Origin of the sequence: Candidatus Sphingomonas colombiensis, assembly GCA_029202845.1 — a bacterium.
Taxonomy (GTDB): domain Bacteria; phylum Pseudomonadota; class Alphaproteobacteria; order Sphingomonadales; family Sphingomonadaceae; genus Sphingomonas; species Sphingomonas colombiensis.
Genome location: CP119315.1, coordinates 3,348,425 through 3,373,456, shown reverse-complemented (window position 1 = coordinate 3,373,456; position 25,032 = coordinate 3,348,425). Strand labels below are relative to the sequence as shown.

Annotated in this window: 20 protein-coding genes and 1 pseudogene; 11 read left to right on the top strand and 10 right to left on the bottom strand. The window is 63.8% G+C overall.

Annotated elements, in window-relative coordinates; genetic code table 11:
- Window positions 1-204: 204 nt before the first annotated feature.
- Window positions 205-1,326, bottom strand: coding sequence for a hypothetical protein (locus tag P0Y64_16370; GenBank protein ID WEK42899.1), 1,122 nt, complete (start codon window positions 1,324-1,326; stop codon window positions 205-207).
- A 241-nt stretch (window positions 1,327-1,567) separates the two neighbouring features.
- On the bottom strand, window positions 1,568-2,248 hold the full coding sequence (locus P0Y64_16365; GenBank protein WEK42898.1) for an XRE family transcriptional regulator: 681 nt from the start codon (window positions 2,246-2,248) through the stop codon (window positions 1,568-1,570).
- A 426-nt stretch (window positions 2,249-2,674) separates the two neighbouring features.
- Between P0Y64_16365 and P0Y64_16360 the strand changes: the two genes are divergently transcribed.
- Complete coding sequence (locus P0Y64_16360) at window positions 2,675-5,059, top strand: serine hydrolase (protein ID WEK42897.1); 2,385 nt, start codon at window positions 2,675-2,677, stop codon at window positions 5,057-5,059.
- Window positions 5,060-5,078: 19 nt separating this feature from the next.
- On the opposite strand, the gene P0Y64_16355 is transcribed toward P0Y64_16360, so the two are convergent.
- Window positions 5,079-5,531, bottom strand: coding sequence for an Lrp/AsnC family transcriptional regulator (locus P0Y64_16355; GenBank protein ID WEK42896.1), 453 nt, complete (start codon window positions 5,529-5,531; stop codon window positions 5,079-5,081).
- Window positions 5,532-5,622: 91 nt separating this feature from the next.
- On the opposite strand from P0Y64_16355, the gene P0Y64_16350 reads away from it, so the two are divergent.
- The 4 genes from P0Y64_16350 to P0Y64_16335 are packed head-to-tail and all read left to right on the top strand — an operon-like array spanning window position 5,623 to window position 9,393.
- Window positions 5,623-6,885, top strand: coding sequence for a thiamine pyrophosphate-dependent enzyme (locus tag P0Y64_16350; protein WEK42895.1), 1,263 nt, complete (start codon window positions 5,623-5,625; stop codon window positions 6,883-6,885).
- A 13-nt stretch (window positions 6,886-6,898) separates the two neighbouring features.
- On the top strand, window positions 6,899-7,906 hold the full coding sequence (locus P0Y64_16345) for an alpha-ketoacid dehydrogenase subunit beta (protein WEK45091.1): 1,008 nt from the start codon (window positions 6,899-6,901) through the stop codon (window positions 7,904-7,906).
- Window positions 7,906-9,189 carry a dihydrolipoamide acetyltransferase family protein gene (locus P0Y64_16340; GenBank protein WEK42894.1) on the top strand — a complete coding sequence of 428 codons (1,284 nt, stop codon included), beginning with the start codon at window positions 7,906-7,908 and terminating at the stop codon, window positions 9,187-9,189. The genes P0Y64_16345 and P0Y64_16340 overlap by 1 nt, the downstream gene beginning before the upstream one ends.
- Before the next feature lie 24 nt (window positions 9,190-9,213).
- A complete protein-coding gene (locus P0Y64_16335) occupies window positions 9,214-9,393 on the top strand; it encodes a hypothetical protein (protein ID WEK42893.1) in 180 nt (59 codons plus the stop codon).
- Here the strand turns inward: P0Y64_16335 and P0Y64_16330 are convergent.
- Together P0Y64_16330 and P0Y64_16325 are read right to left on the bottom strand one after the other, a co-directional pair.
- A complete protein-coding gene (locus P0Y64_16330) occupies window positions 9,390-10,643 on the bottom strand; it encodes a dicarboxylate/amino acid:cation symporter (protein WEK42892.1) in 1,254 nt (417 codons plus the stop codon). The genes P0Y64_16335 and P0Y64_16330 overlap by 4 nt on opposite strands.
- The gene (locus P0Y64_16325; GenBank protein ID WEK42891.1) at window positions 10,640-12,247 is read right to left on the bottom strand and encodes an amidohydrolase family protein; all 1,608 of its coding nucleotides are present in this window, start codon (window positions 12,245-12,247) and stop codon (window positions 10,640-10,642) included. Before P0Y64_16325 ends, P0Y64_16330 begins: the two co-directional genes overlap by 4 nt.
- Window positions 12,248-12,524: 277 nt before the next feature.
- Between P0Y64_16325 and P0Y64_16320 the strand changes: the two genes are divergently transcribed.
- From P0Y64_16320 to P0Y64_16305, 4 genes are all read left to right on the top strand, one after another.
- Window positions 12,525-13,865, top strand: a complete 1,341-nt coding sequence (locus tag P0Y64_16320) for a serine hydrolase (protein WEK42890.1) — start codon at window positions 12,525-12,527, stop codon at window positions 13,863-13,865.
- Between the two features lie 4 nt (window positions 13,866-13,869).
- Window positions 13,870-14,250 carry a hypothetical protein gene (locus tag P0Y64_16315; protein WEK42889.1) on the top strand — a complete coding sequence of 127 codons (381 nt, stop codon included), beginning with the start codon at window positions 13,870-13,872 and terminating at the stop codon, window positions 14,248-14,250.
- Between the two features lie 13 nt (window positions 14,251-14,263).
- Window positions 14,264-15,787 carry a M20/M25/M40 family metallo-hydrolase gene (locus P0Y64_16310; GenBank protein WEK42888.1) on the top strand — a complete coding sequence of 508 codons (1,524 nt, stop codon included), beginning with the start codon at window positions 14,264-14,266 and terminating at the stop codon, window positions 15,785-15,787.
- A 480-nt stretch (window positions 15,788-16,267) separates the two neighbouring features.
- Window positions 16,268-17,314 (top strand): hypothetical protein, encoded by a 1,047-nt coding sequence (locus tag P0Y64_16305; GenBank protein ID WEK42887.1) that lies wholly within the window; start codon window positions 16,268-16,270, stop codon window positions 17,312-17,314.
- Here P0Y64_16305 and P0Y64_16300 read toward each other — a convergent pair.
- The 5 genes and pseudogenes from P0Y64_16300 to P0Y64_16280 form a co-directional block, all read right to left on the bottom strand.
- Window positions 17,277-18,462: pseudogene (locus P0Y64_16300) on the bottom strand (aminotransferase). The gene P0Y64_16305 and the pseudogene P0Y64_16300 overlap by 38 nt on opposite strands.
- 222 nt (window positions 18,463-18,684) lie before the next feature.
- Window positions 18,685-20,307, bottom strand: a complete 1,623-nt coding sequence (locus tag P0Y64_16295; protein ID WEK42886.1) for a M28 family metallopeptidase — start codon at window positions 20,305-20,307, stop codon at window positions 18,685-18,687.
- Between the two features lie 36 nt (window positions 20,308-20,343).
- Window positions 20,344-21,120, bottom strand: coding sequence for an NYN domain-containing protein (locus P0Y64_16290; GenBank protein WEK42885.1), 777 nt, complete (start codon window positions 21,118-21,120; stop codon window positions 20,344-20,346).
- 30 nt (window positions 21,121-21,150) lie between these two features.
- Window positions 21,151-21,633, bottom strand: coding sequence for a transcription elongation factor GreB (greB, locus tag P0Y64_16285; protein WEK42884.1), 483 nt, complete (start codon window positions 21,631-21,633; stop codon window positions 21,151-21,153).
- A 3-nt stretch (window positions 21,634-21,636) separates the two neighbouring features.
- On the bottom strand, window positions 21,637-23,640 hold the full coding sequence (locus tag P0Y64_16280; protein WEK42883.1) for a lytic transglycosylase domain-containing protein: 2,004 nt from the start codon (window positions 23,638-23,640) through the stop codon (window positions 21,637-21,639).
- A 104-nt stretch (window positions 23,641-23,744) separates the two neighbouring features.
- Between P0Y64_16280 and dapA the strand changes: the two genes are divergently transcribed.
- Both dapA and P0Y64_16270 read left to right on the top strand, forming a co-directional pair.
- Window positions 23,745-24,626, top strand: coding sequence for a 4-hydroxy-tetrahydrodipicolinate synthase (gene dapA, locus P0Y64_16275; protein WEK42882.1), 882 nt, complete (start codon window positions 23,745-23,747; stop codon window positions 24,624-24,626).
- A gap of 27 nt (window positions 24,627-24,653) precedes the next feature.
- A complete protein-coding gene (locus P0Y64_16270) occupies window positions 24,654-24,971 on the top strand; it encodes a hypothetical protein (protein ID WEK42881.1) in 318 nt (105 codons plus the stop codon).
- The last annotated feature ends 61 nt before the right edge of the window (window positions 24,972-25,032 follow it).

Genomic DNA, 25,032 nt, shown 5'->3' with positions numbered 1-25,032 from the left:
GGCTGCCCGGCTGTCGCTGCGCACTGACGGATTGAACGGTCGGCGCCCGGGGGGCGGCGGGCCGCCCACAAGCTCCGATCCAGCATAAGCTTTAGCACCGCATCGACGCTCATCACGTCGCTGCGGTGCTTGCTCTGGTCAGATTAGAGAAAGGCGCGATGTGTCGCCGTGGCGCTCATGCCACGGGACACAATCTCAATCGTCTCAGGCGACGCTTTCGTCGGCTATGCGGGGGAGGGGCTTCGGGCGCCACAGTCGGGCGACCCCGACGGTCAACAGCGGCACGACATAGATCACGAGGATCGCATAGCCCATGATCCGGTATCCCTGCGCGATAAGCGCGACGAGGCCGATGTTGGCGGCGATGAATACCGATCCGAGCGTGATGGCCGCCGGAACGAGGATGCGCAGCGATTGGGGCGTCTGGCGGCCGCGTCGCTCATTGTGCACGTCGACGCGGGCCATGAACGCCTGAACGAAGCCGACACTGCATTCGAGCAGGGCAAAGAAGACCATCGCTTGAAAGGCAAAGTGGAATGCGGGGATGCCCAGGGCCTTGAGCACGAAATCCGACGGCAAAGGCTCGTGGAGAATGCCGGGATTGAACGGGATCAGGCAGACGAAGAAGGCAAGCGCCGGGATCATCGCCAGCGGCCCGGACAAAAGCCCAGCGATTACAGCGTCGCGCCCCGATCTCAGATGCCGCAGCACGGGCAGGATCAGCACGGCGCCGATGACATTATACGAGGCATAGGTGATGCCGCCGACCGCCCATCCGGTAGTCGGCGCGACCTGGTTTAGCCCCGCGCGGATCTCCGGGAAGAAAGATGCGAGGCACAGCACGAGGAAAATCGCGTAAACGCCATAAAGCAGGACCGAGACATATTTGAACAATGTTTCGGCCGCCCCCTGTCCAAGTGCGATGACGGTAAGGGTAAGCGCGATGAGCGCCAGCGTGCCGACGATCTCAGGCAGCCCCAACAGCGACGCGCCGAGCGTGCCGGCGGCCGATCCAAATACCGAGAGCACGAGGATCAGAAACGCGAAATAGATAATCTCGAACAGGAAATCGAAGCGCCCGAGCAGGTTACGGAAGAAGTTGTGATAATCCGTCGCGCCGATCCTGAAGGCGAACAGAAAGGTCAGCGCGCAGACCGCGCTCCATATCAATGTCGCCAGAACCATGCCCTGCAGCCCGCCTACCGGACCGGCGGGCATGAAGAATTCGACCAGTTCGCGGCCGGTGGCATAGCCGCCACCGATAACCACCGCCTTGAACGCAAGGCCGGGCAACAGATATCGATTCAGCGCGCTCCAAAACTGCATCAATCTGCTCCCCAGGTGCTAGTTTTCTTTTTACGACAAATTTATCCTAATTAGAAATTTTCAATCGAGCAAGGGGAGCGTTGATTGATTGTGGCGCCGGCCATGATGAGAGGCGCCTGGCCCGCCCGGACCGGGCGAGCGGCGCGGCGATCAGCGGCTCATCGCGGATGGCACTCAGCTGCGCCGAACGGGTGGGGGAAGTCCATGGCGGCTCCCGGCAATTGAAAATCCAGTGGCGAATTCAGCTCGCGTCGATCGGTTGGAGCAAGGGTTTGAGTTCATCGCCCCCGGCGGAGCAGACGCACAGGATGCGACACGGCGCATCGCCCACCGCGACATAGGCGTGCCCCATCACGCCATCGAAATAGATCGAATCCCCCTGCGCCATGTGAACCGGCGCATAAAGATCACAGTGGAACTCGCACTGCCCCTCAAGCACCATGGCATATTCCTCGCCAGGGTGGCGCATCAGTTCGCCGAACTCTTCGATCGATCTGGCCTGAACATCCAAGACCATCGGATTTAACGATTTTTGGAGCAGATCGGCTGCGGGATAGACGTAATTGTAAGTCGCGGTGCGGATCGACGGACCTTTGCCTGCGCGAGTCAGGCTGCGGCGTCCGCTGGTCATCCCCGCGGAGGGCGCGCGGGCGGCGGGGCGCCGTGGAGCGCTGCTTGAGAACAGGCGCGTGATATCGAGATCCAGCCCCTTACTCAGGCGCAGCAATTTGCTGTAATTCAACGGCATCTTGCCGGTTTCGAGCTTCGAAAGCGTCGAGATCGGCAGGCCGGTCCGCTGACTGACTTCGGCGAGCGTCATTCCACGCTCGGTACGCAATTGCCGCAGGATCGCGCCGGGATCGGTCAATTCCCCATGCTGCGTCTCATCGTTTTTCGGATCTTGAAAATTGACTGCGGACATCGAAACCCTTCCTCGCGATTTCGTCGATCTAGCAGGCGCAGCTGCCTGTGTCAGGTCATGGGATCCTCCCAAATGGAGCCGATAACGCGGTGGCCTGACTAGAAAATAGTAGCGCCAAGTTAAATTTTCATCCTGAGTTGACAAAAATTCAGATTGTGAAAATTCTAACGAGTGGCAGACGCCGAACGATCCGGAAATTTTGCGGAGGGAAGAGATGGCGGAACTCCAACGAGGGACAGCGCAGGGGCGATCCACGCGGATTGTCGCTGCCGCCTTCCCACGCGAGGCGTGCGTGCGCTGGCAGATCGGGGAGCAGGCCATGGCCGCACCGCCATCGCCCGGTGGCCGCAGTTCCGCGCGCGTGGCCGTGACGCATTTTCTATTGGGAGAAGGTTGATGGGGCGAGCGATACGATCGCAGGATGATATGCGCTCGCTACGGCGTTCGGGCGGCAAATGGTTCGCGGCCGGGCTGTTGTTCGCCGCGCCGGCAACAGGGCTGATCGCGCTATCCCATGTGGAAGCCGCGCCCGCGCCATCGGAAACGCCGCTTACACAGGAGCAGGTCGCCGCGATCAGCGCGCGGATCACCGCGGCGGCGCAGGCCGAGATCGCGGACAAACAAATTCCGTCGATCGCCATCGCGCTGATCGATCGACGCGGCATCATCTGGCAACAGATGTGGAGCGGCGGCGGCGACACCCCCGTCGCGGCGGACAGCCTCTATCGCGCTGGATCGGTCACCAAATTATTCACCGATGTCGTGGTGATGAAGCTGGTCGAGCAAGGGCGGATAGACCTCGACGCGCCGGTGACCCGTTACCTCCCCGATTTCCACCCGCACAATCCGTTCGGCGTGCCGATCACCTTGCGCCAGCTGATGACGCATCGCAGCGGCCTCGTTCGTGAGCCGCCGCGTGGCAATTATTTCGATGCGGATCAGAAAGGGCAGGCGGATTCGGTCGCCAGCCTCAATGAGACGACATTGGCGGCGCGGCCCGGCACGATCACCAAATATTCCAATGCCGGAATCGCCGTGGTCGGGGAGGTGATCGCGCGCGTCACGGGCATGCCGTATGAGCAGGCCGTCAACCAGATGATCCTTTCGCCGCTGGGCATGACGGCCAGCGGATTGTCACGGAGCGCGCTGACACATCCCGTTGCCCGCGCGCAAATGGCCTCGTTCGATGGCCCGCGTTTCGATGCGCCGGCGCTGGAATTGGGCACCCCTGCCGCCGGCAACCTCTACACCAACGCCAGCGATCTCGGCCGGTTCGTGCAGGTTTTGCTGAACAGGGGGGCGCTGCCGAATGGAGCGCCATTCCTGCGGGCAGAAACGCTCACTGAGATGTGGCGCCCGCAATTCCCGGATGGAGGCGAGCGGCAATTCGGCCTCGGCTTCGTGCTGGGGGCGAGCGACGGGCAGCGGACGGTTGGCCATGGCGGCGCGGTTTACGGGTTCGCGACCGATGTTCGGCTGGCGCCGGAGGCGGGGCTTGGGGTGATCGTGTTCAGCACGGTCGACGCCGGCACCACTGCGCGTCGGCTGGGCGATTTCGCGCTCGGCAGCCTGCTCGCCGCGCGACAGGGAAAGCCGGCGCCGCAATGGACGCGATCGACCGCGATCGAAGGAGAACGCGCGGCGCGCCTGTCCGGACGCTTCGTCGATGGCGAGAACAGCCTCAACCTTCGGGTCTATAATGGTGCGCTGGTGCTCGACGCGCCGGAACAGGCGGGCGAGGTACGCGAGGCGCAGGGGCGTGCGCTGATCGATGACGCGCAGACGTTCGACGAGCACCTCGCGCTCGATCCCGGCGGCCAGTGGGTGGAACTCGACGGGCGCCGTTATCAGCGCGCCGAATGGCGTCGGCCGCCGCCGCCAGATGCCGAACTCGCCGCGCTGATCGGGGAATATGGATTCGATCACAATATCCTGCGCATCTATCAGCGCGACGGCAAAGCCTATGCCCGCATCGAATGGACCGATTGGCGTCCGCTTTCGCGCGTTGCCAAGGATATGTATGCCTTTCCGACCGATCGCGGCCTGTATCCGCATGAGCAGTTGCACTTCGAACGCGGCGCCGATGGGCGAGTGACGGCGGCGATGCTGGGCGGCATCCGCTTCCCTCGCCGGGATTTCGGGGCCGAGGCTGAGGCGGCGGTTCGTGCGGCGATGCGCACCGGCATCACGGATTTGCGCCGCGACGCGCGCAACGCGACGCCGCCGGCCGAACCGCCGACGGCACGGCCCTCCGATCTCGTAGCGGTTCGCCAGATCACCCCCGCCATCCGGCTCGATATCCGCTATGCGACGGCCAACAATTTCACCGGCCAGCCGATCTATGAAAGCGCAGGGGCGTTCATGCAGCGCCCGGCGGCGGAAGCACTGGGCCGTGTTGACCGTGCGCTTGGGGAACAGGGCTTCGGCCTGCTGATCCATGATGCCTATCGCCCATGGTATGTCACCAAGATCTTCTGGGACGCCACGCCGCCTAAAAACCGGATGTTCGTCGCCGATCCCAGCCAGGGATCGCGCCACAATCGCGGCGCCGCGGTCGATTTGACGATGTTCGATCTCAAGACGGGCAAGCCGATCGTCGCGACCGGGCGCTATGACGAATTTTCCAGCCGCTCCTATACCGATTACGTCGGCGGCAGCGACGAACAGCGCTGGCTACGTGAGGTGTTGCGCACGGCGATGGAGCGTAATGGCTTCACCGTCTATCCGGAGGAATGGTGGCATTTCGATCTGAACGGCTGGAATGCCTATCCGATCGGAAATCAGACGTTCGAGCAATTGAACAAGCGATGAGGCTGGCCGGTCGCCAGCCTCAGACCGGAAGCCGGGTAGTGGATTTGACGCATGCGAGCGCGAAGCTCGAATTGACCGAGCCCACTCCCGGCAAATGGAGCAGCACCTTTTTCAGGAAGGTCTCGTAAGCGGCAATGTCCGCCACGATGATGCGCATGAGATAATCGCGCTCGCCGCTCATAGAAAAGCATTCCAGAATTTCCGGGCGCTCGCTGACGGCGTGCTCGAATTGCGTCAGCGTTTCCTCGTCATGGTTCTTCAGGCGGATCTCCGCGAAGACATCGGCGCTCAGCCCCAACGCCTTGCGATTGAGCAACAAGGCGCGGCCCGCGATGGTGCCGTCCTCCTCCAGCTTTCTGATGCGTCGCCAGCACGGCGTATGCGACAGGCCAACCCGTTCCGCGACGGCGGCGGCGGACAGGCCGGGTTCGCGCTGCAACTCTGCCAGAATTTTTCGATCGAACTGATCCACGGAATTTCGTCCTAATTTCTATCTCTATTTGGGATGTATATTTCGCTGATCGCGGAATTGTCGACGAAATTAGCAATTCGAGGATGGCGGTATGCCCGCATATATCGTGGCGGAGATGCAGCCCATGCCCACACACGCCACCACTCGCCTTCACATTCCGACGCCGCTTGCCCGGCCCGGCGATGCACCCGATTTCTCAAGGCTGGACGTGTCCGCCCCCGGAGCGGTGCGCCGGCCCGATGCGTGCGCGGCCGAAACGGAAATGCGCGATTTGCCGTTCGAGTTGATCCGCGTGCTGGACGATGCGGCGCAGGCCGTCGGGCCATGGAATCCGCACCTGTCGCCCGACGCGTTGCGCCGCGGACTGCGCGCGATGCTGGTAACGCGTGCCTTCGACGACCGGCTGTTTCGCGCGCACCGGCAGGGCAAGACGAGCTTCTATATGAAATCGACCGGAGAGGAGGCGGTGGCGGTGGCGCCGTCGCTAATGCTCGGGCAGCGCGATATGTGCTTCCCCACCTATCGCGTGCTCGGCTGGCTTATGGCGCGCGATTATCCGCTCGTCGAACTGTGCCACCAGATATTTTCCAATGCGCGCGATCCGCTGAAGGGGCGGCAACTCCCGATCCTCTATTCAGCGCGCGACTATGGCTTTTACTCGCTGTCGGGCAACGTCGGTAGTCGCTTCGGCCATGCGGTCGGCTGGGCGATGGCCTCGGCCTATCGCGGTGAAGACGATGTGGCGCTGGCGTATATCGGCGAAGGGACCACGGCGGAGGGCGATTTCCACGAGGCGCTGACGTTCGCCAGCGTCTATCGCGCGCAATCGATCCTGTGCGTCACCAACAATCAATGGGCGATTTCGAGCTTTGCCGGGATCGCCGGCGCCGAAGCAACGACCTTCGCGGCCAAGGCGATCGGCTATGGGCTTCCCGGCCTGCGGGTCGACGGGAACGATTTCCTCGCGGTCTGGGCGGCGGTCGCCTGGGCGGCGGAGCGCGCGCGGGCCGGGCATGGCTCTACGCTGATCGAGTTCTTCACCTATCGCGCCGCCGGCCATTCCACATCCGATGATCCGACCCGTTATCGCCCGGCGGACGAAGCGGAGCATTGGCCGCTGGGCGATCCGGTCGATCGGCTCAAAGCGCATCTGATCGCGATCGGCGAATGGGATGAAGCGCGCCACGCGGCGCTGATCGAGGAACTGGACAGTGAGGTTCGCGCGGCGGTGAAGGAAGCGGAAAAGACCGGGACGCTCGGGAAATCCAAGCCACCCGTCGCCGAGATGTTCGAGGGCGTGTTCAAGGAACCCGACTGGCGCCTGATCGAGCAGCGCCGCGAAGTGGAGGCCTGACGCGATGGCGGTGATGAACATGGTCCAGGCGATCAACTCCGCGCTGGACGTCAAGCTGGCGGATGATCCCGATATGCTGATCTTCGGTCAGGACGTCGGCTATTTCGGCGGCGTATTCCGCGTGACCGACGGGCTGCAACAGCGCCACGGGCTGACGCGCTGTTTCGACGCTCCGATCAGCGAGGGCGGGATTATCGCCACGGCGATCGGCATGGGCGCCAACGGCCTGCGCCCGGTGCCGGAGATCCAGTTCGCCGATTATATCCTGCCGGCCTTCGATCAATTGGTGAGCGAGGCGGCCCGCTTGCGCTATCGTTCCGGCGGTGAATTCTCCGCGCCGATCACCGTGCGCTCTCCTTATGGCGGCGGCATCTTCGGCGGCCAGACCCACAGCCAGTCGCCGGAGGCGATCTTCGCCCATATCACGGGGCTGAAGACGGTGATCCCATCCACCCCTTATGACGCCAAGGGCCTGTTGATCGCGGCGATCGAGGATGACGACCCGGTGATCTTCCTTGAGCCCAAGCGGCTTTACAATGGTCCGTTCGACGGGCGGCACGATCGCCCGCTGAAGACCTGGGCCAACGAACCGGCGGCGATTGTGCCGGAAGGGGTGTATCGCGTGCCGCTCGGCAAGGCGGCGGTTTTGCGCGAAGGCGAGGCTGCTACGGTTCTGGCTTACGGCACGATGGTTCATGTCGCCGCCGCTGCCATCGCGGAATGCGGGATCGATGCCGAACTGATCGATCTCCGGTCGATCGTGCCGCTGGATATCGAGACGATCGTCGCTTCGGTGACGAAGACCGGCCGGTGCGTCATATTGCATGAAGCATCGCGCTTTGGTGGCTTTGGCGCGGAGCTGTCGGCGCTGGTGCAGGAACGCTGCTTTTATCACCTCGAGGCGCCGATCGAGCGCGTCACCGGGTTCGACACGCCTTATCCGCACGCATTCGAATGGGATTATTTTCCCGGACCGGATCGTTTGATTGCAGCGCTGCGGCGCGTCACGGGAGCAATATGATGGCGCGTTTCAAGTTCCGTTTGCCGGATATTGGCGAGGGCATTTCCGAGGCGGAGATTGTTGCCTGGCATATCAAGGTTGGTGATCGGGTCGAGGAAGACCAGCAGATTGCGGACATGATGACCGACAAGGCGACGGTGGAGATGGAGAGCCCGGTTGCGGGGACGGTCGTGGAGCTTGCCGGGGAGGTTGGCGATCAGGTGTCGATCGGCGCGACGCTGGTGGTGATCGAGATCGAGGGCGAGGAAGAGGCGGCCGAGCAGATCGAGGCGGAAACGCCGGGCACTGCCGTGATCGAGCCGGTGGTTGTCGCGGCTGCCCCCGCCGCGCCCGCGCCGGTCGCGGTGCCGCCAGCGGCTGTGGCGACCGAGCCTGCCGCCGTGAAGGCGGTGGCGGCTGAAGAGACAAGTGCGCCGCCTCACCACGTGCTCGCCTCGCCAGCGGTTCGTGCCCGCGCGCAGGATCTGGGGGTCGATCTCGCCGCGGTGAAGGCGGCGGAGGGCGATCGCATTCGTCACGCCGATCTCGATGCCTATCTGCGTTATGCCTCGGGGCAGGGCTATCATGCCCCGCACGCCAGCCGGGCCTGCGCCGACGAGCAGATCAAGGTGATCGGGATGCGCCGCCGCATCGCCGAGAACATGGCCGCATCGAAGCGCAGCATCCCGCATTTCACCTATGTCGACGAGATCGACGTGACCGAGCTGGAACGGGTGCGCGCGGACCTCAATGCGACGCGCGGGCAGCGCCCGAAGCTGACGATGCTGCCGCTGCTGATCGTCGCGATCTGCCGCACGCTCCCCGATTTCTCGATGCTCAACGCGCGTTATGATGACGAGGCGGGGATCGTGACGCGCTCGGGCCGGGTCCATCTCGGCATGGCGACGCAGACCGATGCCGGGCTGACCGTGCCGGTGATCCGCGATGCGCAGGATCGCAACGTGTGGCAGCTCGCCGCCGAGATCACCCGGCTCGCGGAGGCGGCGCGCGCATCGAAGCTGAAGCCGGAGGAACTAGGCGGGGGGACGATCACCGTCACCAGCCTCGGCCCGCTCGGCGGGATCGCCACCACGCCGGTGATCAATCGGCCCGAAGTGGCGATCATCGGCCCGAACAAGATCGTCGAGCGTCCGGTGTTCCGAGGCGACGATATCGTGCGCGCCAGGCTGATGAACCTGTCGATCAGCTGCGACCATCGCGTCGTCGATGGCTGGGACGCGGCGAGCTATGTCCAGGCGCTCAGGAAACTGCTCGAAACGCCGGTGCTGCTCTTCGCTCAGTGATGGCTGGTTCGGGAGGGCGTCGGGATGGCGGTCCTCGACGGTTTCACCGGCCAATCGGCGATCGGCGAGGGCGCCTCTTTCCGGCCGCTGCGCCCGTCACTGAGGTTCGACGTTCATGCGATTGCGCTGGATAGCCGGGCGCCCTCCCGGCTGGCCAGCGAGTTCCTTGATCTGCTGGCCGAAACAATCGACAAAATGGCCTAGCCAGGCTGACGTGCCGCAGCTTCTTCCGCGAGCGGCTCCGTGCCCTCCCAGCGCGCCACCAAGGTCGCGATGGTCAGGTTCGCGCTGGCGCTCGGCACGGTTCGCGTCATATCGAGCAGGCGATCGAACGGCAGCACAAGGCCGACGACCAGCGCGGTCTGTTCCGCGCTCACCCCAACGGCGGCCAGCACCGCTGCGAGCATGAACAGCGATGCCGAGGGAATAGGCGCGGTGCCGAATGCCGCCAGCGCCCCGGTGAGCAGCATCATGCCAAGCATCTCGATCGTCGGCGTTATACCGAGCGCCTGAAGCGCGAATACGCTGAGCAGGCCGACATACATCGCCGTTCCATCCTTGCCGATGCTCGCGCCGACCGGGAGCACGGTGGATACGATCGGCCGGGGAAGCCCGAGATATTCCGTCGCGACCCGCAGCGCGACGGGCAGCGTCGCCGATGAAGATGCGGTCGAGAATGCGACGACCAGCGCATCCATGATGCCGCGAAAGAAACCCAGAGGGGAAACCCGCGCTACGAACGCCAGCATCGCGCTGTGCACAAGAAGCATTTGCGCCACCGCGCCGATCAGGACGCAACCGGCCAGCCAGCCGATATTGACGAATACCGCCGTGCCGTTGGTGGCAATGGCATTGGCGATCAACGCGGCGACGCCGAACGGCGTGACCTCCATCACCAGCTCCACCACCCGAAACAGCATGCTGGCGGCGGATTGCAACAGCGCCGCGAGAGGGCGGCCATCCTCCCGAGCCAGCGTCGTCCCGATCCCGACGAGCAACGCGAAGAAGATGATCGCGAGCATGTCGCCCTGCACCAGTGCTTCGATCACGTTCGTGGGAACGATCCCGACCAGTTGATCATGAACCGATTTCGCTGCGCCAAGCGGATGCGCCGTTACGCCCGCGAGTTGCGCGCCTTTGCCCGGCTCGACCAGTAGCGCGATCGACATGCCCAGCAGCACCGCGATCACTGTCGTCGCGGCGAATAGGCCGACCGTGCGGCCACCGATTGCCCCGAGGCGTTTTGGATCGCCCAGCGACGTAACGCCGGAGGCGATGGTGATGAATACGACCGGCACCACCAGCATGCGGATCAGCCGCATGAAAACTTCACCGACGAACGCGATCCACGGCGCGGCATCGGGCCACAGGAGGCCCAGCGTCACACCCGCGAACAATCCGCCGAGCACGCGTTTCCACAACGGTATCCCGAACCATGCGCGCATGATCGTCACCGGCAGCTACCCGCCTTGGGCGTACGTGGCAGCGGACGGCCCGCTGCGATCCCGGTCGGTGCGCCGTCATCGATCGCGATCTTGCCGTTGACCAATACCGTGCGCATCCCCTGCGAGAATAACGCTGGATGGACATAGTCTGCGCGTGGGCCGTAGCGCGCGGGATCGAACACCACGACATCCGCGAATGCACCGGCTTTCAGATGCCCGCGCCCGGTGAGCGAGAAGAGATCGGCGGTGACGGCCGTGCTCTGATCGATGAAGGTTCGCAGGTCGATGACCTTCTTCTCCTTCACATAGACCGAATATTTGCGCGCGAAGGACGCATAATATCGCGGATGCCCCTCCGAAGCGTCTGAGCTTGTCACGACCCACGGGCGTTTCATTAACGCGGCAATGTCAGCATCGCTCTGGTTGAACGACGCGATGCCGGCCTCATTCCTTCGCAGGATGGCCACCGCTGTCGCGACCGGATCGGCGCCGGTTTCCTTGCTGATCTGCTCGAGCGTCTTGCCGATCGTTTCGGCTGGTCCCTGCGTGATCAGGATCGAGGCGGGGCCGCCCCGGCGACGCAGATTGTCGGCCATTGCGGGCAGGATTTTCGCCATTTGCGCCGGATCGTCGAAACGCGCGAGCGTGGCGGCGCGGCCGCCATCCTGCGCCCAGCGCGGCAGCAACGCGGCGGACAGCCCCGTTCCCGATGCCGACCACGGATATTGATCGGCGTGGACGATCTGCCCGGCGCGCCGCGCGGCTTCGATCTTTTCGATAATGACGCCGGCCTGACCCTGAACATCGACGCCCAGTGCCTTGATATGCGCGATATGCACCGGAATTTGCGCCTGCTTTCCGATTTCCAGCGCTTCGTCGACCGCGCCGCTCAGGCCGATCGTATAGCTGGATTCGTCGCGAAGATGGCTGTCGTAAACGCCCCCGCGCGCTGCCGCGATCCTTGAAAGGGCGACGACTTCATCGAGCTTCGCGAAGCTTTGCGGCGCATAGAACAGCCCGGTCGAAAGTCCGAGCGCGCCTTCGCACATCGCGCCGGCGACGAGATTTTGCATCTTGCCGAGTTCTTGAGGAGTGGGCTGCCGATCCGCCGCGCCGATCACCTGCAGCCGCACCGCGCCGAACCCGACATAGCTGGCATAGTTGATCCCGCTGTCTCGATTCACGCCCTTGCCGAAACTATCGGCGATAGCGGGGTTACCGACGCCATCGACGCCGATGAACGCGGTGGTCACCCCCTGCGTGAGAAAAGGAAGGACCAGTCTTGCAGCGGGCAGTTCGGATGTCAGCGCGTCGTCGACATGGGTATGCGTGTCGATGAAGCCGGGGGCGACAATCATGCCGCTCGCATCGATCACGCGCTTCGCGCTGGCCGGCGCATGGGGCCCGACATAGACGATCTTGTCGCCGGAGATCGCTACATCGCCTCGGAACGGCGCGGCGCCGCCCGGATAGATCGTGCCGTTGCGGATGATGAGATCTATCTCGCCCGCCTGTGGGGTTTGAGCCTTCGCGCCGGGCAATATGAGTTGCGAAAACGCACCGGCGGCGATGAATCCCGCACCGAGCAACAGACCAAGCCTGCGAGATCCCATTCCTATCCCCCTCAACAATATTCGGGTGATAGTGCAATTTGAAGCGAAGGATAGGAAGGTGCCGACCGATCACAAGGATTGGCGGTCATATAGACTGCGGTTATGCGCTGCTCCGTAAACCGGGGCCCGGCGCGAGCGCGGAGCGGCGGATCATCAGCCGGTGTTGTCTAGTCCAGGCGATAATAACTGCAGGCTATGCCGTTCATCGGAAATACTATTTGACGATGGGTGCAACCGGGCGTCGTTTGCCGCGCAGTGGATGTCCGGGAGAAGATGAATGAAATTGGCCGCCGTTCTTGCCCTTGCCAGTCTGGCCTCCGCGCCGGCCCCCAATGTCTCCGCGACGCGGGACATTGTCACCGATCCCAAAGGGGCGAATGCGCCGGGGTGCGCGGTGGGGGCATTCCGGGATGGGAAGACGCTGTTCACCACCGCGGCCGGAATGGCGGACCTTGAAATGCGCAAGCCGATTGACGCCGATACGTTGTTCTATGCGGCGTCCGTCTCGAAGCAGTTCACCGCTCTGGCGGCGGCGACGTTGATCGAGCGGGGCAAGATCGGGCTGGATGACGATGTTCGCAAATACCTGCCGGAATTGCCGCGCTACGACGCGCCGATCACGGTGCGGATGCTGATCCATCATACTTCGGGAATACGCGATTCACTGACGCTGATGCGCTTTGCCGGGGCGGCGGGTGCGAACGAAATGACGAAGGCGCAGGGGCTCGATCTGCTGTTCGCGCAAAAGGGCACCAACTTTACGCCGGGCACGTCCTATACCTATTCCAATGGCGGCTATCTGCTGCTGGCGGAAATCGTCGAGCGCGTCTCCGGGATGCCGTTTGCGGATTATGCGGCGCAGGCGGTGATGAAACCGCTGGGGATGAAGCGGGCGATGTTCATGAATGATCGCCGCCCCGATCTGGCCAATTTCGCCCATGGCTATAATCCGAAGGGGGATGGCTACGCCGTTCGCGACACCTATCCCTATTTCAGCGGCTCGGGTGGATTGCTCATCTCGATCAATGATTTCGCCAAATATGATTATGATCTGACCGTCGGTCACAAGGTGTGGACGCCCGCAGTGCAGGCGATCATGCTCACGCCCGGTGCCTTTACCAATGGCGCGCCTGCTATCGAGCAACGCAGCGGGCTGGCCTATGCGGGGGGCCTTCAGATGGGGATGCGCGGCGGCCAGAAGATCATTCAACACGGCGGCGCCGCCGAGGCTTTCAAGACGCATTATGAGCGTTTTCCAGACCGCAAATTATCGATCGTCGTGCTTTGCAATCGTGGCGACTGGGTGTCGCAGGACAAGGCCGATGCTGTCGCGAATATCGTTGACGGCCACTTCCTTGCCGCGCCGCGAAAGCCTGCGCCCGGCCGCTATGTCTCGGACGAGCTGAAATCGAGTTATGATATTGTATTTGATGGCGATAAGCTGACCGCTGGGATCAGCTCGACGTATAAGCCGCAGGGAGAGCCGCTCGAACTGACACGCGGTGCGGGCGAGAGTTGGACGGGTGACGGCGCGACGTTGGTTTTCGATGCCGATGGCCGCGGATTTACCGTCGGCACCGATCGCGCCGAAGGATTGCATTTCCGCAAGGTGAATTGATGGCGTGGGCGGCCAGGCGTGGGCGGCTCATAACTATACGTTGTGGAGACGACCCACGCCGTCGGGCGGTGTCAGCATCTCCACCATTCCGCAGGCGCTGGGGCGCGTCGGGGGCTATGGCACGACGCGGGCGCTCTACGATACGATCGGCCGTATCTATACGGTCGGCGCCAGATTTTCCTTCCAGCGACACTGTTCGCGTGACCGGGGTTCGGGGCTGCGGCCTTCTCCCTATGGGGAGCGCGGTTTGGAGCGAGCGATCCTCTTTGAAAGCTTGAGCATCATGCGGGGAATGCGCGCCGTTCGCCTGGGCATCGTGCGTGGCACAGCCAAAAAAGGCTGGACGCAGACGGCATTACAACGTTTTCTTCCGACAAAGCGATAACGGGAGGATTGCTGTGACCGAATCATCGATTTCGATCGATCGCCGCGCGCTGCTGCAAGGGGCGGCTGCGGGGGCCGCGCTGCTGGCGCCCGGCGGGGCACTCGCCGCGTCGGGGGACATGGAGGCGCTCAGGAAGGCGATCGCGGCCAATCACGACGCCTCCGTAAAGCGGTTGCAGGACTGGATCGCCAACCCCTCGATCGCCGCCGAGAACCGGAACATGCCGGGTGGCGCGGAATATATGATGAAGCTCGCGCTCGATGCGGGTTTCAAGAAGGCCGAGGTTGTGCCCACCGACGGCGGCCCCGGTGTGTTCGCGACAATGGATAATGGCGCGAAACGCTGGCTCGCGATCTATTTCATGTACGACGTGAAACAATTCGATCCTGCCGAATGGTCATCGCCGCCGCTGGAGGCGCGGATCGTCGACAAGCCCGGTTACGGCAAGGTCGTCATGGGGCGCGGCGCGGTGAATCAGAAGGGGCCGGAAAGCGCTTTCCTCGCGGCGCTGCACGCGTTCAAGTCCGCCGGACGCAAACCGCCGGTCAATCTGGTGCTCGTCGCGGAGGGTGAGGAGGAGATCGGCAGCCCGCATTTCTCGCAGTTCGTTCAACGCCCCGACGTGCTGGCCGCGCTCAAGAAATGCGTCGGTGTCATCATCCCCACCGGCTGGCAGGGAAGCGATGGCGGCGTTGCCATCAATCTGGGCGCGAAGGGCGTTGTGGAGCTGGAACTGGTGGCCAGCGGCGAGAAATGGGGGCGCGGCCCGGTGCGCGATCTCCATTCCAGCCAGAAAGCGCATGTCGACAGCCCCGCCTGGCATCTGGTGGCCGCGCTCAACACGCTTGTCACGCCGGATGGCAATATGCCCGCGATCGAGGGCTTCATGGATCACGTGCGCCCATTGAGCGCGCGCGAGAAGGCGCTGATTGCCGACACCGCCGCGCGGACCAGCGAGAGCGAGGCGATGAAGGCCGCCGGGGTTACGCGCTGGGCCTATGACGAGCCGTGGCAAAAGTCGCTCGAGCGCCTTGCATCCGTCCCGACGATCAACATCGAAGGGCTCGTCGCGGGCTACACCGGCCCCGGCGGCAAGACGATCCTGCCCAGTCGCGCGGTCGCCAAGATCGACATGCGCCTAGTGCCGAACATGACCAAGGACGATACGATCGCCAAGCTGAAGGCGCATCTGGCCAAGCACGGCTTCGGCGATATCGAGGTCAATGTATCGGGTGGGTATAATCCCACGGAGACGGCAGAGGATGCGCTGATCGTCCGCGCTCAAAAGGCGGTTTATGAGCGCGCGGGCGCGAAGGTGACAGTGTACCCGCGCCTTGCCGGCTCGTGGCCGGGCTGCACGTTCACCGATGCGCCCGTCAGCCTGCCCGCCGGCCAGTTTGGCCTTGGCCACGGCAATGGCGCGCACGCACCGGACGAATATTATGTGATCGAGAGCAGCAACCCCAAGGTGCAGGGCATCGACGGCGCCGCATTGGGGTTCGCCGACTTTCTCTATGAGGTCGCCGCGATCCGTTAGGCGCAGAAGTGCATCGGCCCGGCTAAGCCGCGTTGCCCCAGCTCCTCCTTTAATATCTGGGCGGACGGGGCAGGGGAACCGGCTTAGACGAGGACGATTATCCGAGGCATTCGAATCGAACCCGGCGCGAAAGCGCGATGAAATCCGCCGTTGATCCGCCTTTCGCAGGGTCAGCGGAGATCATACAATCATACAGTCTCCGACGATTCTTCAGAAATCGTCATCGCGGCGGTGACCGCGAATTAACGACTCGTCCCTAAAAAGAACTGCATGAAGCACACGCTATTCCCGGCGCTGGTGGCGCTGATTCCGCTCGCTGGTTGCGGTGGCACGAACGCGGCTGCCAATTCCGACTCCGTCATATCGATCGCGGCGCCCCCCGCCGGAAAAGGGCCGAACACAACGCTCACAACAACACCAACGCCGACCCCCACACCTACGCCAACTCCGACTCCGACTCCGACGCCAACGCCCCCTCCCGTGGTTGTCGTCACTCCCCCTTCCGCACCCGGCACGCCGATCAGCGCGGCCGAATGGACCGCGATGCTGAAAGCGGCGAAGCCCGGCAGCACGATCGACCTTGGCAATCGGCCGGTGACGTTCGCGCGTTACAAGGGGCTCGCGAATGTCACCATCAAGGGTGGCGTTTTCAGTGCGATCACGCTGGATCAGTGGCAAAATGTCACCTTCTCCGGAACGCGTTTCGCCCCGGCGGCGACCGACGATCCGCGTGGTGCGATCGTGCTCGCATATCAGCCGGACGGCCTGCACTTCGTCAGCACCACCTGGACTGGTGGGTATGGGCCAGACGGGCAGCTGACATATGCGTCGATCAGCGTGCGCGGCGGCAACAATGTCACCGTTCAGAAATCGTCGTTCACCGATATCGCCAACTTCATGGCTTTCCTCCGCACGACCAACGTGGAGGTATCGGACACCACGTTCCAGAACGTGCGCGAGGGCGTTCAGCTCGTCGGTGTGACCACGGCTGTGGTGGCGCGGAACAAGTTCGGCCCGTATCGGCCGGCCCCCGGCGACCATGCGGATGCGGTTCAGTTATTTACTGCGGGCCTGACACTCGCGGGCGATCACGGCGCGCGCGACGTGCTGATCGAGGATAATTTTGTCGATCCCGGCCCCAATTTCCATACCCAGGGCGTCTTCATGCGCGACGAGGCTGGCCTCTATACGCAGGGGCGTGGCTATTCGAACGTTACGATCCGCAACAATGTGCTGATTGGCACGGGGTGGCACGGCATTAGTGCGCAGGACCCGATCCAGAATCTGAAGATCGACAGCAACAGGCTGCTGATCCGCCTCAATGGCGATGGCGTAACCGACAATTGGATTATGGTTAAGGCCGGAGGAGGCGTTGTCAGTAACAATTATGCCGGCAGCTATCTCCTCACATCAAGCGTGACGACGACCAGCAACACCTCGGTTAAGCGGGCGGCGACAACCTCGGAGATTTCCGCCGCGATTACCGCGTTCACGCAATTGCTGCAGGCAGCGCTGGCCGCGCTTTAGGCCGACCCGGCGGCTTTTGATCCGCCAGCCATTTGCCAAGCCGGTCGCATGCGTCGGCCAGCACGTCGTCCGGCTTGGCAAAGCACAGGCGGATAAGGCCGCGCGGCGCGTTCCCGCTGACGTAAAACGGCGAAAGCGGGATGCTCGCGACGCCGGCCTCGTGCAGGATACGGCGGGCGAGGGCATCGTCCTCGCCGTCTATCCCCGAGGCGTTGAGATCGACCGTCACGAAATAGGTGCCCTCGCTCGGCAATGTCGTGAACCCCGCTTCTGCCAGCAACGTGACGAGATAGTCGCGCGAGCGCTCGAGATCGGCGCGGGAGCGCGTGAAGAAATCGTCTTCGAGACCAAGGCCGTGCGCTACAGCTATTTGCAGGCAGGGCGCTGTGGTGAAGGTCAGGAATTGATGCGCGCGTGCGATCGGTTGCAGCAGTTCCGGTGCAGCGATGACGAAACCGACTTTCCAGCCGGTCAGGCCGAAGATCTTGCCCGCCGAACCGATCTTCACTGCGCGCTTTGCCATGCCGGGCAGGTCGATCATCGGCACATGCGCAGCGCGATCGAACACGACATGCTCCCACACCTCGTCGCAGATCGCGATGAGATCGCGCGAGACGCATAAATCCGCCAGCGCGATCAATTCCTCATGCGAGAATACGCGGGCGGCGGGATTATTGGGATTGTTCAGCACGATTGCTCGCGTGCGCGGTCCCGATCGCGGCTGCGACATCGTCAATCGGCAAACGCCAGCCCGGCGGGCGCAGCGTCACGGGCCGCGCCACCCCGCCTGCGCGCTCGATCAACGGCCGATAGGCATCGTACATTGGCTCGAACAGGATTACTTCGTCGCCGGTCGAAACGATCGCGAGCAGCGCGGCGGCGATCGCCTCGGTCGCGCCAGAGGTGACGAGCACGTCTTGCGAGCGGATGTCGAGCGACTGAAAGCGCCGGTAATGCGCCGCGACCGCCTCCCGCAATACCGGCAGGCCGGGCGATGGCGGATATTGGTTCGGGCCCGCCAGCACGGCGTCCGCCGCAGCCTGCAACAGTTCTTTCGGTCCCACCGTATCGGGGAAACCCTGCCCGAGGTTGATCGCGCCGGTCTCGCGCGCAAGCGCCGACATTTCCTCGAAGATGGTCGTGGCCATCGTGGCGTAAACCGGGTTCACCGTATCGATCCTCAAGGTGGCGGGGCGCGATTTCGTTGGCGTAGCAGAATTCAACTCGGCTGGGTCGATCCGATATGCGGAGGAACGACGCTCCGTGCCTATCGCGCCAAATCCCCTGTGTCGGGAGCGGGCGGCGGCGGCGGCCGGGAATACCGTGCCGCCGCGACGAGCGACTGATATGCCGACCGGCCCCCGTCGTGCCTATTTTCGCTCTGCGGCGCTTTTGTTGCGCAGCGCGAGGAATTCGCTGCCCGCGCTCCACGTCGGCCACACGCCGGTTTTCGAGAGCTGCTTGCCCATCGTGTAGAACAGATCGACGTCCTGCGCCGCGCCGCCAAGGTTCCAGTCCGGCGACCAAGTGTCACAGGTTTTGTGATAGCAGGCCATGTAAGCGTCGAGCCACTTCTGCCCGGCGGGGAGACCGCCAGCCTTCAGGTCCGGCGCGCCGCCCAATGCCATCAAGATCATCGAGGGCACCCCGCGCCGCACGACCGAGAAATGGTCGGCGCGATAGAACAGACCGCGCTCGCTGGCGGTTTCGGGGGTGATCGTGCGTCCCTGCGCCTTGGCAGCGGCGGCGAGCAACGTGTCGAGCGAAGAATTGCCCGCGCCCACCAAGGTCACATCCTTCGCCGGCCCCGCTGTCTGGAGGATATCGAGCGTCAGGTTGGCGGCGGTCTTGGCCAGCGGATAGACTGGATGCGCAGCATAATATTCGGAGCCGAGCAGCCCGCGTTCCTCACCCGTCCACAATGCAAAGACGAGCGTGCGATCCGGCTTCGGCGCGGCCTTGAACTGGCGTGCCAACTCCAGCACGCCGGCGGAGCCGAGCGCATCGTCATTGGCGCCGGGACGCAGCGTCTTGCCATTGGCGTCCGCTGGGCCTTCGCCATAGGCGTCCCAGTGCGCGCCGAACATCACGGTTTCGTCGGGACGTTTCGCACCGGGGATCTTGGCGAGCACGTTGGCGCTCTCGATCCGCTCAGCCGTCACGGGCAGATCGGCCGAAAAGCGCGGCTTCATCTCGACGGGGCGGAACGATGCCGAGCGCGCCTCGACGCGGAGTTTCGCTAGATCGAGCCCGGCCGCCGTAAACAGCCGATCCGCCGCGTCATGCGCGAGCCAGCCTTGCAGCGGCACGCGCTGGTCGTCCGCCCCGCGCACGATATCGTAATTCTCGCCATTCGAGGCATTGGCGGTTGACCATGGATAGCCTGCCGCGTCAGTATCATGGACGATTAGCGCGGCCACCGCGCCGCGCCGCGCGGCTTCCTCATATTTATACGTCCAGCGACCGTAATAGGTCATGCGGTTGCCGCCGAAGCGACCCACCGCGTCCTCACCGGGCCTGGCGACGAAATCGGGATCGTTGACGAGGAACACGACGACCTTGCCGCGCACGTCCACGCCCTTGAAATCATCCCATTTCGCCTCGGGCGCGGAGACGCCATAGCCGACGAACACCATCGGCGCGTCTTTGATCGCGATGCGCTGATCGCCGCGCACAGTCGTCATGGCTACGTCCGTGCCCTGCACCAGCGGCATATCGCCCGCGCTGATCGTGCCGTCGCCGATCCGCGTGTGGATCAGCGGCACCTGTTGCACCCAGCCGCCATTGCTGGCGCCCGGTTCGAGCCCGAGCGTCTTTAACTGCTGAACCAGCCAGTCGATCGTCGTCTTTTCCCCGGCGGTGCCCGGCGCCCGGCCGCCGAATTCAGGCGAGGCGAGCGTGCGCACCATATCGGACAGACGCTGCGGATCGGTCTGTGCCGCCGCCGGCGCGGCAAGTGCGACAGTCAGGGCAAGAAGGGGAAGAAGACGCATGATAACTCCCTTGGGCGCGAGCCCGATCAGAACAATTTAGCGGAGGCGACGGACGAAGACGCGGCCATCGTCGCGGCGCTCCGTCGCGAAATTCGGGACCGACTGGATCAGGTCCGACAGGCGCTTGAAACCATAGTTGCGGACGTCGAAACTCGATCGGTTCGCCGCAAGCTGGCCCATTGCCGACAGGCTGACGAAGCCGCGCTCATCGCGCTTCACATTGTCGTAAGCGTCGATCAGCAGCTTCACCAGATCGGGATCGACATCGGCCTTGCGTCCGCCGCCATTGGCGGATTGCGGGGCCGGAGCGGCGGTAGTGGTGGCCGCCGCTGCAGCTGTCGCCGCAGGGGGCGCGGTTGGTGCGGGGGCCGCCATCAGCTTGTCGACATCGATGAAGCGGCTGCACGCATTCTGGAACGCCTGTGGCGTCTTGCTCGATCCGAAACCGTAAACGTCGTGCCCATCCTGTCGGATGCGCATCGCCAGCGGCATGAAATCGCTGTCGGAAGACATGATGCCGAACGCCTGCACCCGCCCACGATAGAGCAGATCCATCGCGTCGATCGTCATCTTCATATCGGTCGCGTTCTTGCCCTTGGTCAGGTCGAACTGCTGCTGTGGCTCGATGCCGTATTTCACGGTCATGTCGCGCCAGCCCTTCAGCCCCGGCTTGGTCCAATTGCCATAGACGCGCCGGACATTGACGCTGCCAAGCTCCGCCAGAACGGTCAGCACCGGATCGATCGCGTGCCATGACGCATTGTCCGCGTCGATCAGCAACGCGACGTTTCGATTGGGATTTTCGTCGGCCATATGGTCTGATCGACTTCGTGGGCCCGATCGTCAACCGTTCGGATATGCGATCGCCATCACCTCATATTCCCGCTCACCGGCGGGTAGCGACACGCGTCGCAGATCGCCGATCGCCGCACCGCGCAGCGCGCGGGAAAGCGGGGCATTCCAGCCGATCTTGCCCGCGCCCGCATCGGCCTCGTCATCGCCCACCAATGTCAGCGTGCGGTGATTGTCGTCGTCGTCGGCGATCGTCACGGTGGCGCCGAAGAACACGCGATCGCGATCGGGCGCCTGCGCCGGATCGACGACCTTCGCCGCCTTCATCCGTTTCGACAGCCAGCCGAGCCGCCGGTCGATCTCGCGCAGGCGTTTGCGGCCGTAGATATAGTCGCCATTCTCCGAACGGTCGCCATTGCCGGCCGCCCAGGCGATCGTGTCCAGCAACGCAGGGCGCTCCTTCGCGAACAGCGCCTCATATTCCGCGCGTAGCGTCGCATAGCCGGCGGGCGTGATGTAATTGGGGCGATCCATCGTTCAGCCCCGACGCGACCGCCCGAGATACCAGCTCAAATTCGCCGGCCCACGGCTGCGCGCGCGGGGTGGATTGAGCAGATCATAGACCACTGCATTTTCCAGCACGCGCTGAACGTAGTTGCGCGTTTCGCTGAACGGGATCGCCTCCACCCAATCGACCATATCGACCGATCCGGTGCGCGGATCGCCATTCGCCGCGAGCCATTTGTTCACGTTGCCGGGCCCCGCGTTATAGGCCGCGATCGCCAGCGGGTAGCTGCCGAACTGTTTGAAGATACGCTGGAAATAATTCGATCCGAGCTGGATGTTATATCCGGTGTCGGTGGTCAGCGCGCCGACGTTATAGGCCAGCCCCATTTTCGCGGCCTGCTCGCGCGCGGTGCCGGGCATCAACTGCATCAGCCCGCGCGCGCCGGCGCCCGAAACAGCCATGCGATCGAAATTGCTCTCCTGCCGCGCGATCGCGTGGATCATCGTCCACTCGTCTTCATACCCGCCGGGCACCGCGACGGTCGGGAAACCGGTTGCGCTATATTCCGTCAGCCCGTTCTGCATCGCGCTGCGCCCGACCAGCACGCCCAGATCGGGGCGACCGAGCGAGCGCGACAATTCCTCCGCCAACAGGTGATCGGAATCGCTCGTCGCATCGGTGGCGATTTGTTTCAGAAACAGGCTTTGATCCTGCCACGAGTTGATCGAGCCAAGGAATTGCGCGGCGCGCACCACTTCGCGATTATAGAAGGCGGTGCGGGCGACTGGGCTGATCGGGTTCGTATTATATTCCGGCGGCGCGACCAGCGCGCGGCCGAGATGTTCGTTGGCGAGCTGCCCGTAATATTGATCGCGGAAGCCCGCCGCGTGATTGAACAGCGTGCTGGAATCGGTCGCGCGACCAGCCTTTTCCGCCGCGCGGGCCGCCCAGTAAAAGCCCTTGGCGCGGGTTTGCGGCGCTACGCTGCCACGGCCGTAACGCTCGAACAGCGGCATCGCGTCCGCCGGGCGATTCAGCTTGTTGAGCGCGGTCTGACCGGCCAGCCACACGAGATTGGTGTATTGATCGCGCTCGCCATAGGATTTGGTCGAAACGTCGGTGCCGGCGGGATAGGCATCATCCACCTGCCGCGCGATATCATAAGCGGTCTGCCACTGGCCGTCGTTCGCGGCGCCACGGGCATTGGCATAGAGAACAAGGTAGAATTTTTCGGGATTGCCGGGGCGGTTCATTCCCGGCGGGCGGGTACGGGCCAGCCAGGTGCGAGCATCGATCGGGGAGGTCCGCCCGAGCCAGGTGGCCTTATCCGCGATATAGCCCGCGTCGCGTTCGCCGATCATGTCATATTGCCGGGCGATGTCGGCGGCATTGGTCGCTCCGCTGCGGAAGGCGAGCCGCGCCTCGAACAGCGGACGTTGCGACGGGGAGACGAGGGTGATCTGGCGCGCGGCCGCGCTGGTGGCGCCTTGCCACAATAGGGCGTCCATGCGCGCATCCTGATCGTCTGCTCGCAATGCGCCGCCGAATTGCTGGGTAAGCGCGCTCTCGTCGCTCGCGGAGAGGGCGCCGCGCCGCCATGCCAGTCGCGCCGCTTCATTGGCCTGTGCCATCGCGCCGGTCGAGGCGAGGGCCTTGGCGTAAGCGAGGCCGCCGGCCGCAGATTGTGGCGGGAAACGACGGAAATACGCGATCATGCCGGCCGCCGATCCCGTGCCGGCAGCGGCCTGCCGCTCCGCCGCGCGTCGGTTCGCTGCTTCACCGGGCCAACCGGGATGGGCGAGCAGGAACGAGGCGTAGCTGTCGAACGGCAGCGCATCAGTCTGCTGCAACGTTTTCCATTGGGCGATCGATTGCGCCATCCCGGCGGTGTTAACGCCCACCGGCGGCGATGCGATTGCGGTACGCGTCTCCATTTGCGTCGCACGCGCATTGGCCATGCGCGTGGCGTAAGAGTCATCCTGATCCTGCGCGAGCACCAAGGCCGCGCCGGCCGCTACGAACAATCCGATCAAAGCACCTGCCTTCAATCCAGTCACCGTTGTGGACAGACTAAAGGGTAAACCCGTATCTGTCCTGAACGAACCTACCATCTTCGCGCATTCAGGAACGCAAAATCATGTTTTCCGGCTCAATTCCGGCGCTCGTCACGCCGTTCGACGCGCATGGCGAATTTATCGAATCAGCTTATCGTGACCTTATCGAATGGCAAATCGCCGAAGGCTCGGCCGCGCTGGTTCCGTGCGGCACGACCGGCGAGGCCGCGACGCTTACGAAAGATGAGCAATTCGCGATCGTCCGTATCTGCGTCGATCAGGCGAAGGGGCGGGTGCCGGTGATCGCGGGCGCAGGTTCGAACGACACACGCGTCGCGGCGGCCAATATCGCCGCCGCGAAAGAGGCGGGCGCCGATGCCGCGCTGATGGTGCCACCTTATTACAATCGGCCCTCGCAGGAGGGGATCTACCAGCATTTCGCTGCGCTCGCGCCGCAGGCGGGGCTGCCGATCGTGCTCTACAATGTGCCGGCGCGCACGGTGACCGACATCCAGCCGGAAACCCTGATCCGCATCGTCGCCGATTTCCCGAAGGTGTTCGTCGCGGTGAAGGATGCGTCGGGCGTGCTCCAGCGCGTGTCGCAGCACCGCGCCGGGCTGGGCGATGGTTTCTGCCAGCTTTCGGGCAATGATGATCTCGCGCTCGGTTTCAACGCGATGGGCGGGGTGGGGTGCATCTCCGTCACCGCCAATGTCGCGCCGCGTTTGTGCGCCGATTTTCAGGCGGCCTGCGCTGCCGGTGATTCCGCCAAGGCGCTGGAACTGCACGACAAGCTTTTCGCGCTGCATGTTTCGCTGTTCACCGATGCCTCACCGGGCCCGGTGAAATATGCGATGACCAAGGTCCGTCCCGGCTTCCCCGATGGTTTGCGCCTGCCGATGACATGGCCGGGCGAGGCTTCGCGAAAGGCGGTCGACGCGGGGTTGGCGCGCGCCGGCTTCTGACTGCCGCTAGCCACGGGCGCGCCATAATTGGCGCGCATCGTGGTGGTGATGAAGCTGCTGCTGATCGCGTTACAGGCGGTTGCCGGTCCAGCACTGGATGATCCGCGCCTCCATGCCGTTCCTCGCCAGTGTGCGCTCGGGGAGGACGGAGAGGTTACCGTCTGCGCCCGGCGCGCCGATCCTTATCGGATCCCGCGCTTGCCCGATCGCTATGCGGAAAGCGCGCCGCCCAAGGCGGAAACCACCGTGCTCGGCAATGCGAAGGTGGGGGTGGAGGTTGAGCAAGGCAGTGTCGGCGGTGTTTCGAGCAACCGGGCAATGGCACGTCTGAAAATCCCGTTCTGACGCTGTTTTCGTTCCCCGGATCGAACCGCCCTTGCCGCCGGGGCCTTCGCCACCCTACATC

Excerpts from the sequence above, each read along its gene's own strand:
- P0Y64_16365 (WEK42898.1), bottom strand. The coding sequence starts at position 2,248 with ATGTCCGCAGTCAATTTTCAAGATCCGAAAAACGATGAGACGCAGCAT.
- P0Y64_16360 (WEK42897.1), top strand. The coding sequence starts at position 2,675 with ATGCGCTCGCTACGGCGTTCGGGCGGCAAATGGTTCGCGGCCGGGCTG.
- greB (WEK42884.1), bottom strand. The coding sequence starts at position 21,633 with ATGGATCGCCCCAATTACATCACGCCCGCCGGCTATGCGACGCTACGC.
- P0Y64_16350 (WEK42895.1), top strand. The coding sequence starts at position 5,623 with ATGCCCGCATATATCGTGGCGGAGATGCAGCCCATGCCCACACACGCC.
- P0Y64_16325 (WEK42891.1), bottom strand. The coding sequence starts at position 12,247 with ATGGGATCTCGCAGGCTTGGTCTGTTGCTCGGTGCGGGATTCATCGCC.
- dapA (WEK42882.1), top strand. The coding sequence starts at position 23,745 with ATGTTTTCCGGCTCAATTCCGGCGCTCGTCACGCCGTTCGACGCGCAT.
- P0Y64_16335 (WEK42893.1), top strand. The coding sequence starts at position 9,214 with ATGGCGGTCCTCGACGGTTTCACCGGCCAATCGGCGATCGGCGAGGGC.
- P0Y64_16320 (WEK42890.1), top strand. The coding sequence starts at position 12,525 with ATGAAATTGGCCGCCGTTCTTGCCCTTGCCAGTCTGGCCTCCGCGCCG.
- P0Y64_16340 (WEK42894.1), top strand. The coding sequence starts at position 7,906 with ATGGCGCGTTTCAAGTTCCGTTTGCCGGATATTGGCGAGGGCATTTCC.
- P0Y64_16370 (WEK42899.1), bottom strand. The coding sequence starts at position 1,326 with ATGCAGTTTTGGAGCGCGCTGAATCGATATCTGTTGCCCGGCCTTGCG.
- P0Y64_16345 (WEK45091.1), top strand. The coding sequence starts at position 6,899 with ATGAACATGGTCCAGGCGATCAACTCCGCGCTGGACGTCAAGCTGGCG.
- P0Y64_16295 (WEK42886.1), bottom strand. The coding sequence starts at position 20,307 with ATGCGTCTTCTTCCCCTTCTTGCCCTGACTGTCGCACTTGCCGCGCCG.
- P0Y64_16290 (WEK42885.1), bottom strand. The coding sequence starts at position 21,120 with ATGGCCGACGAAAATCCCAATCGAAACGTCGCGTTGCTGATCGACGCG.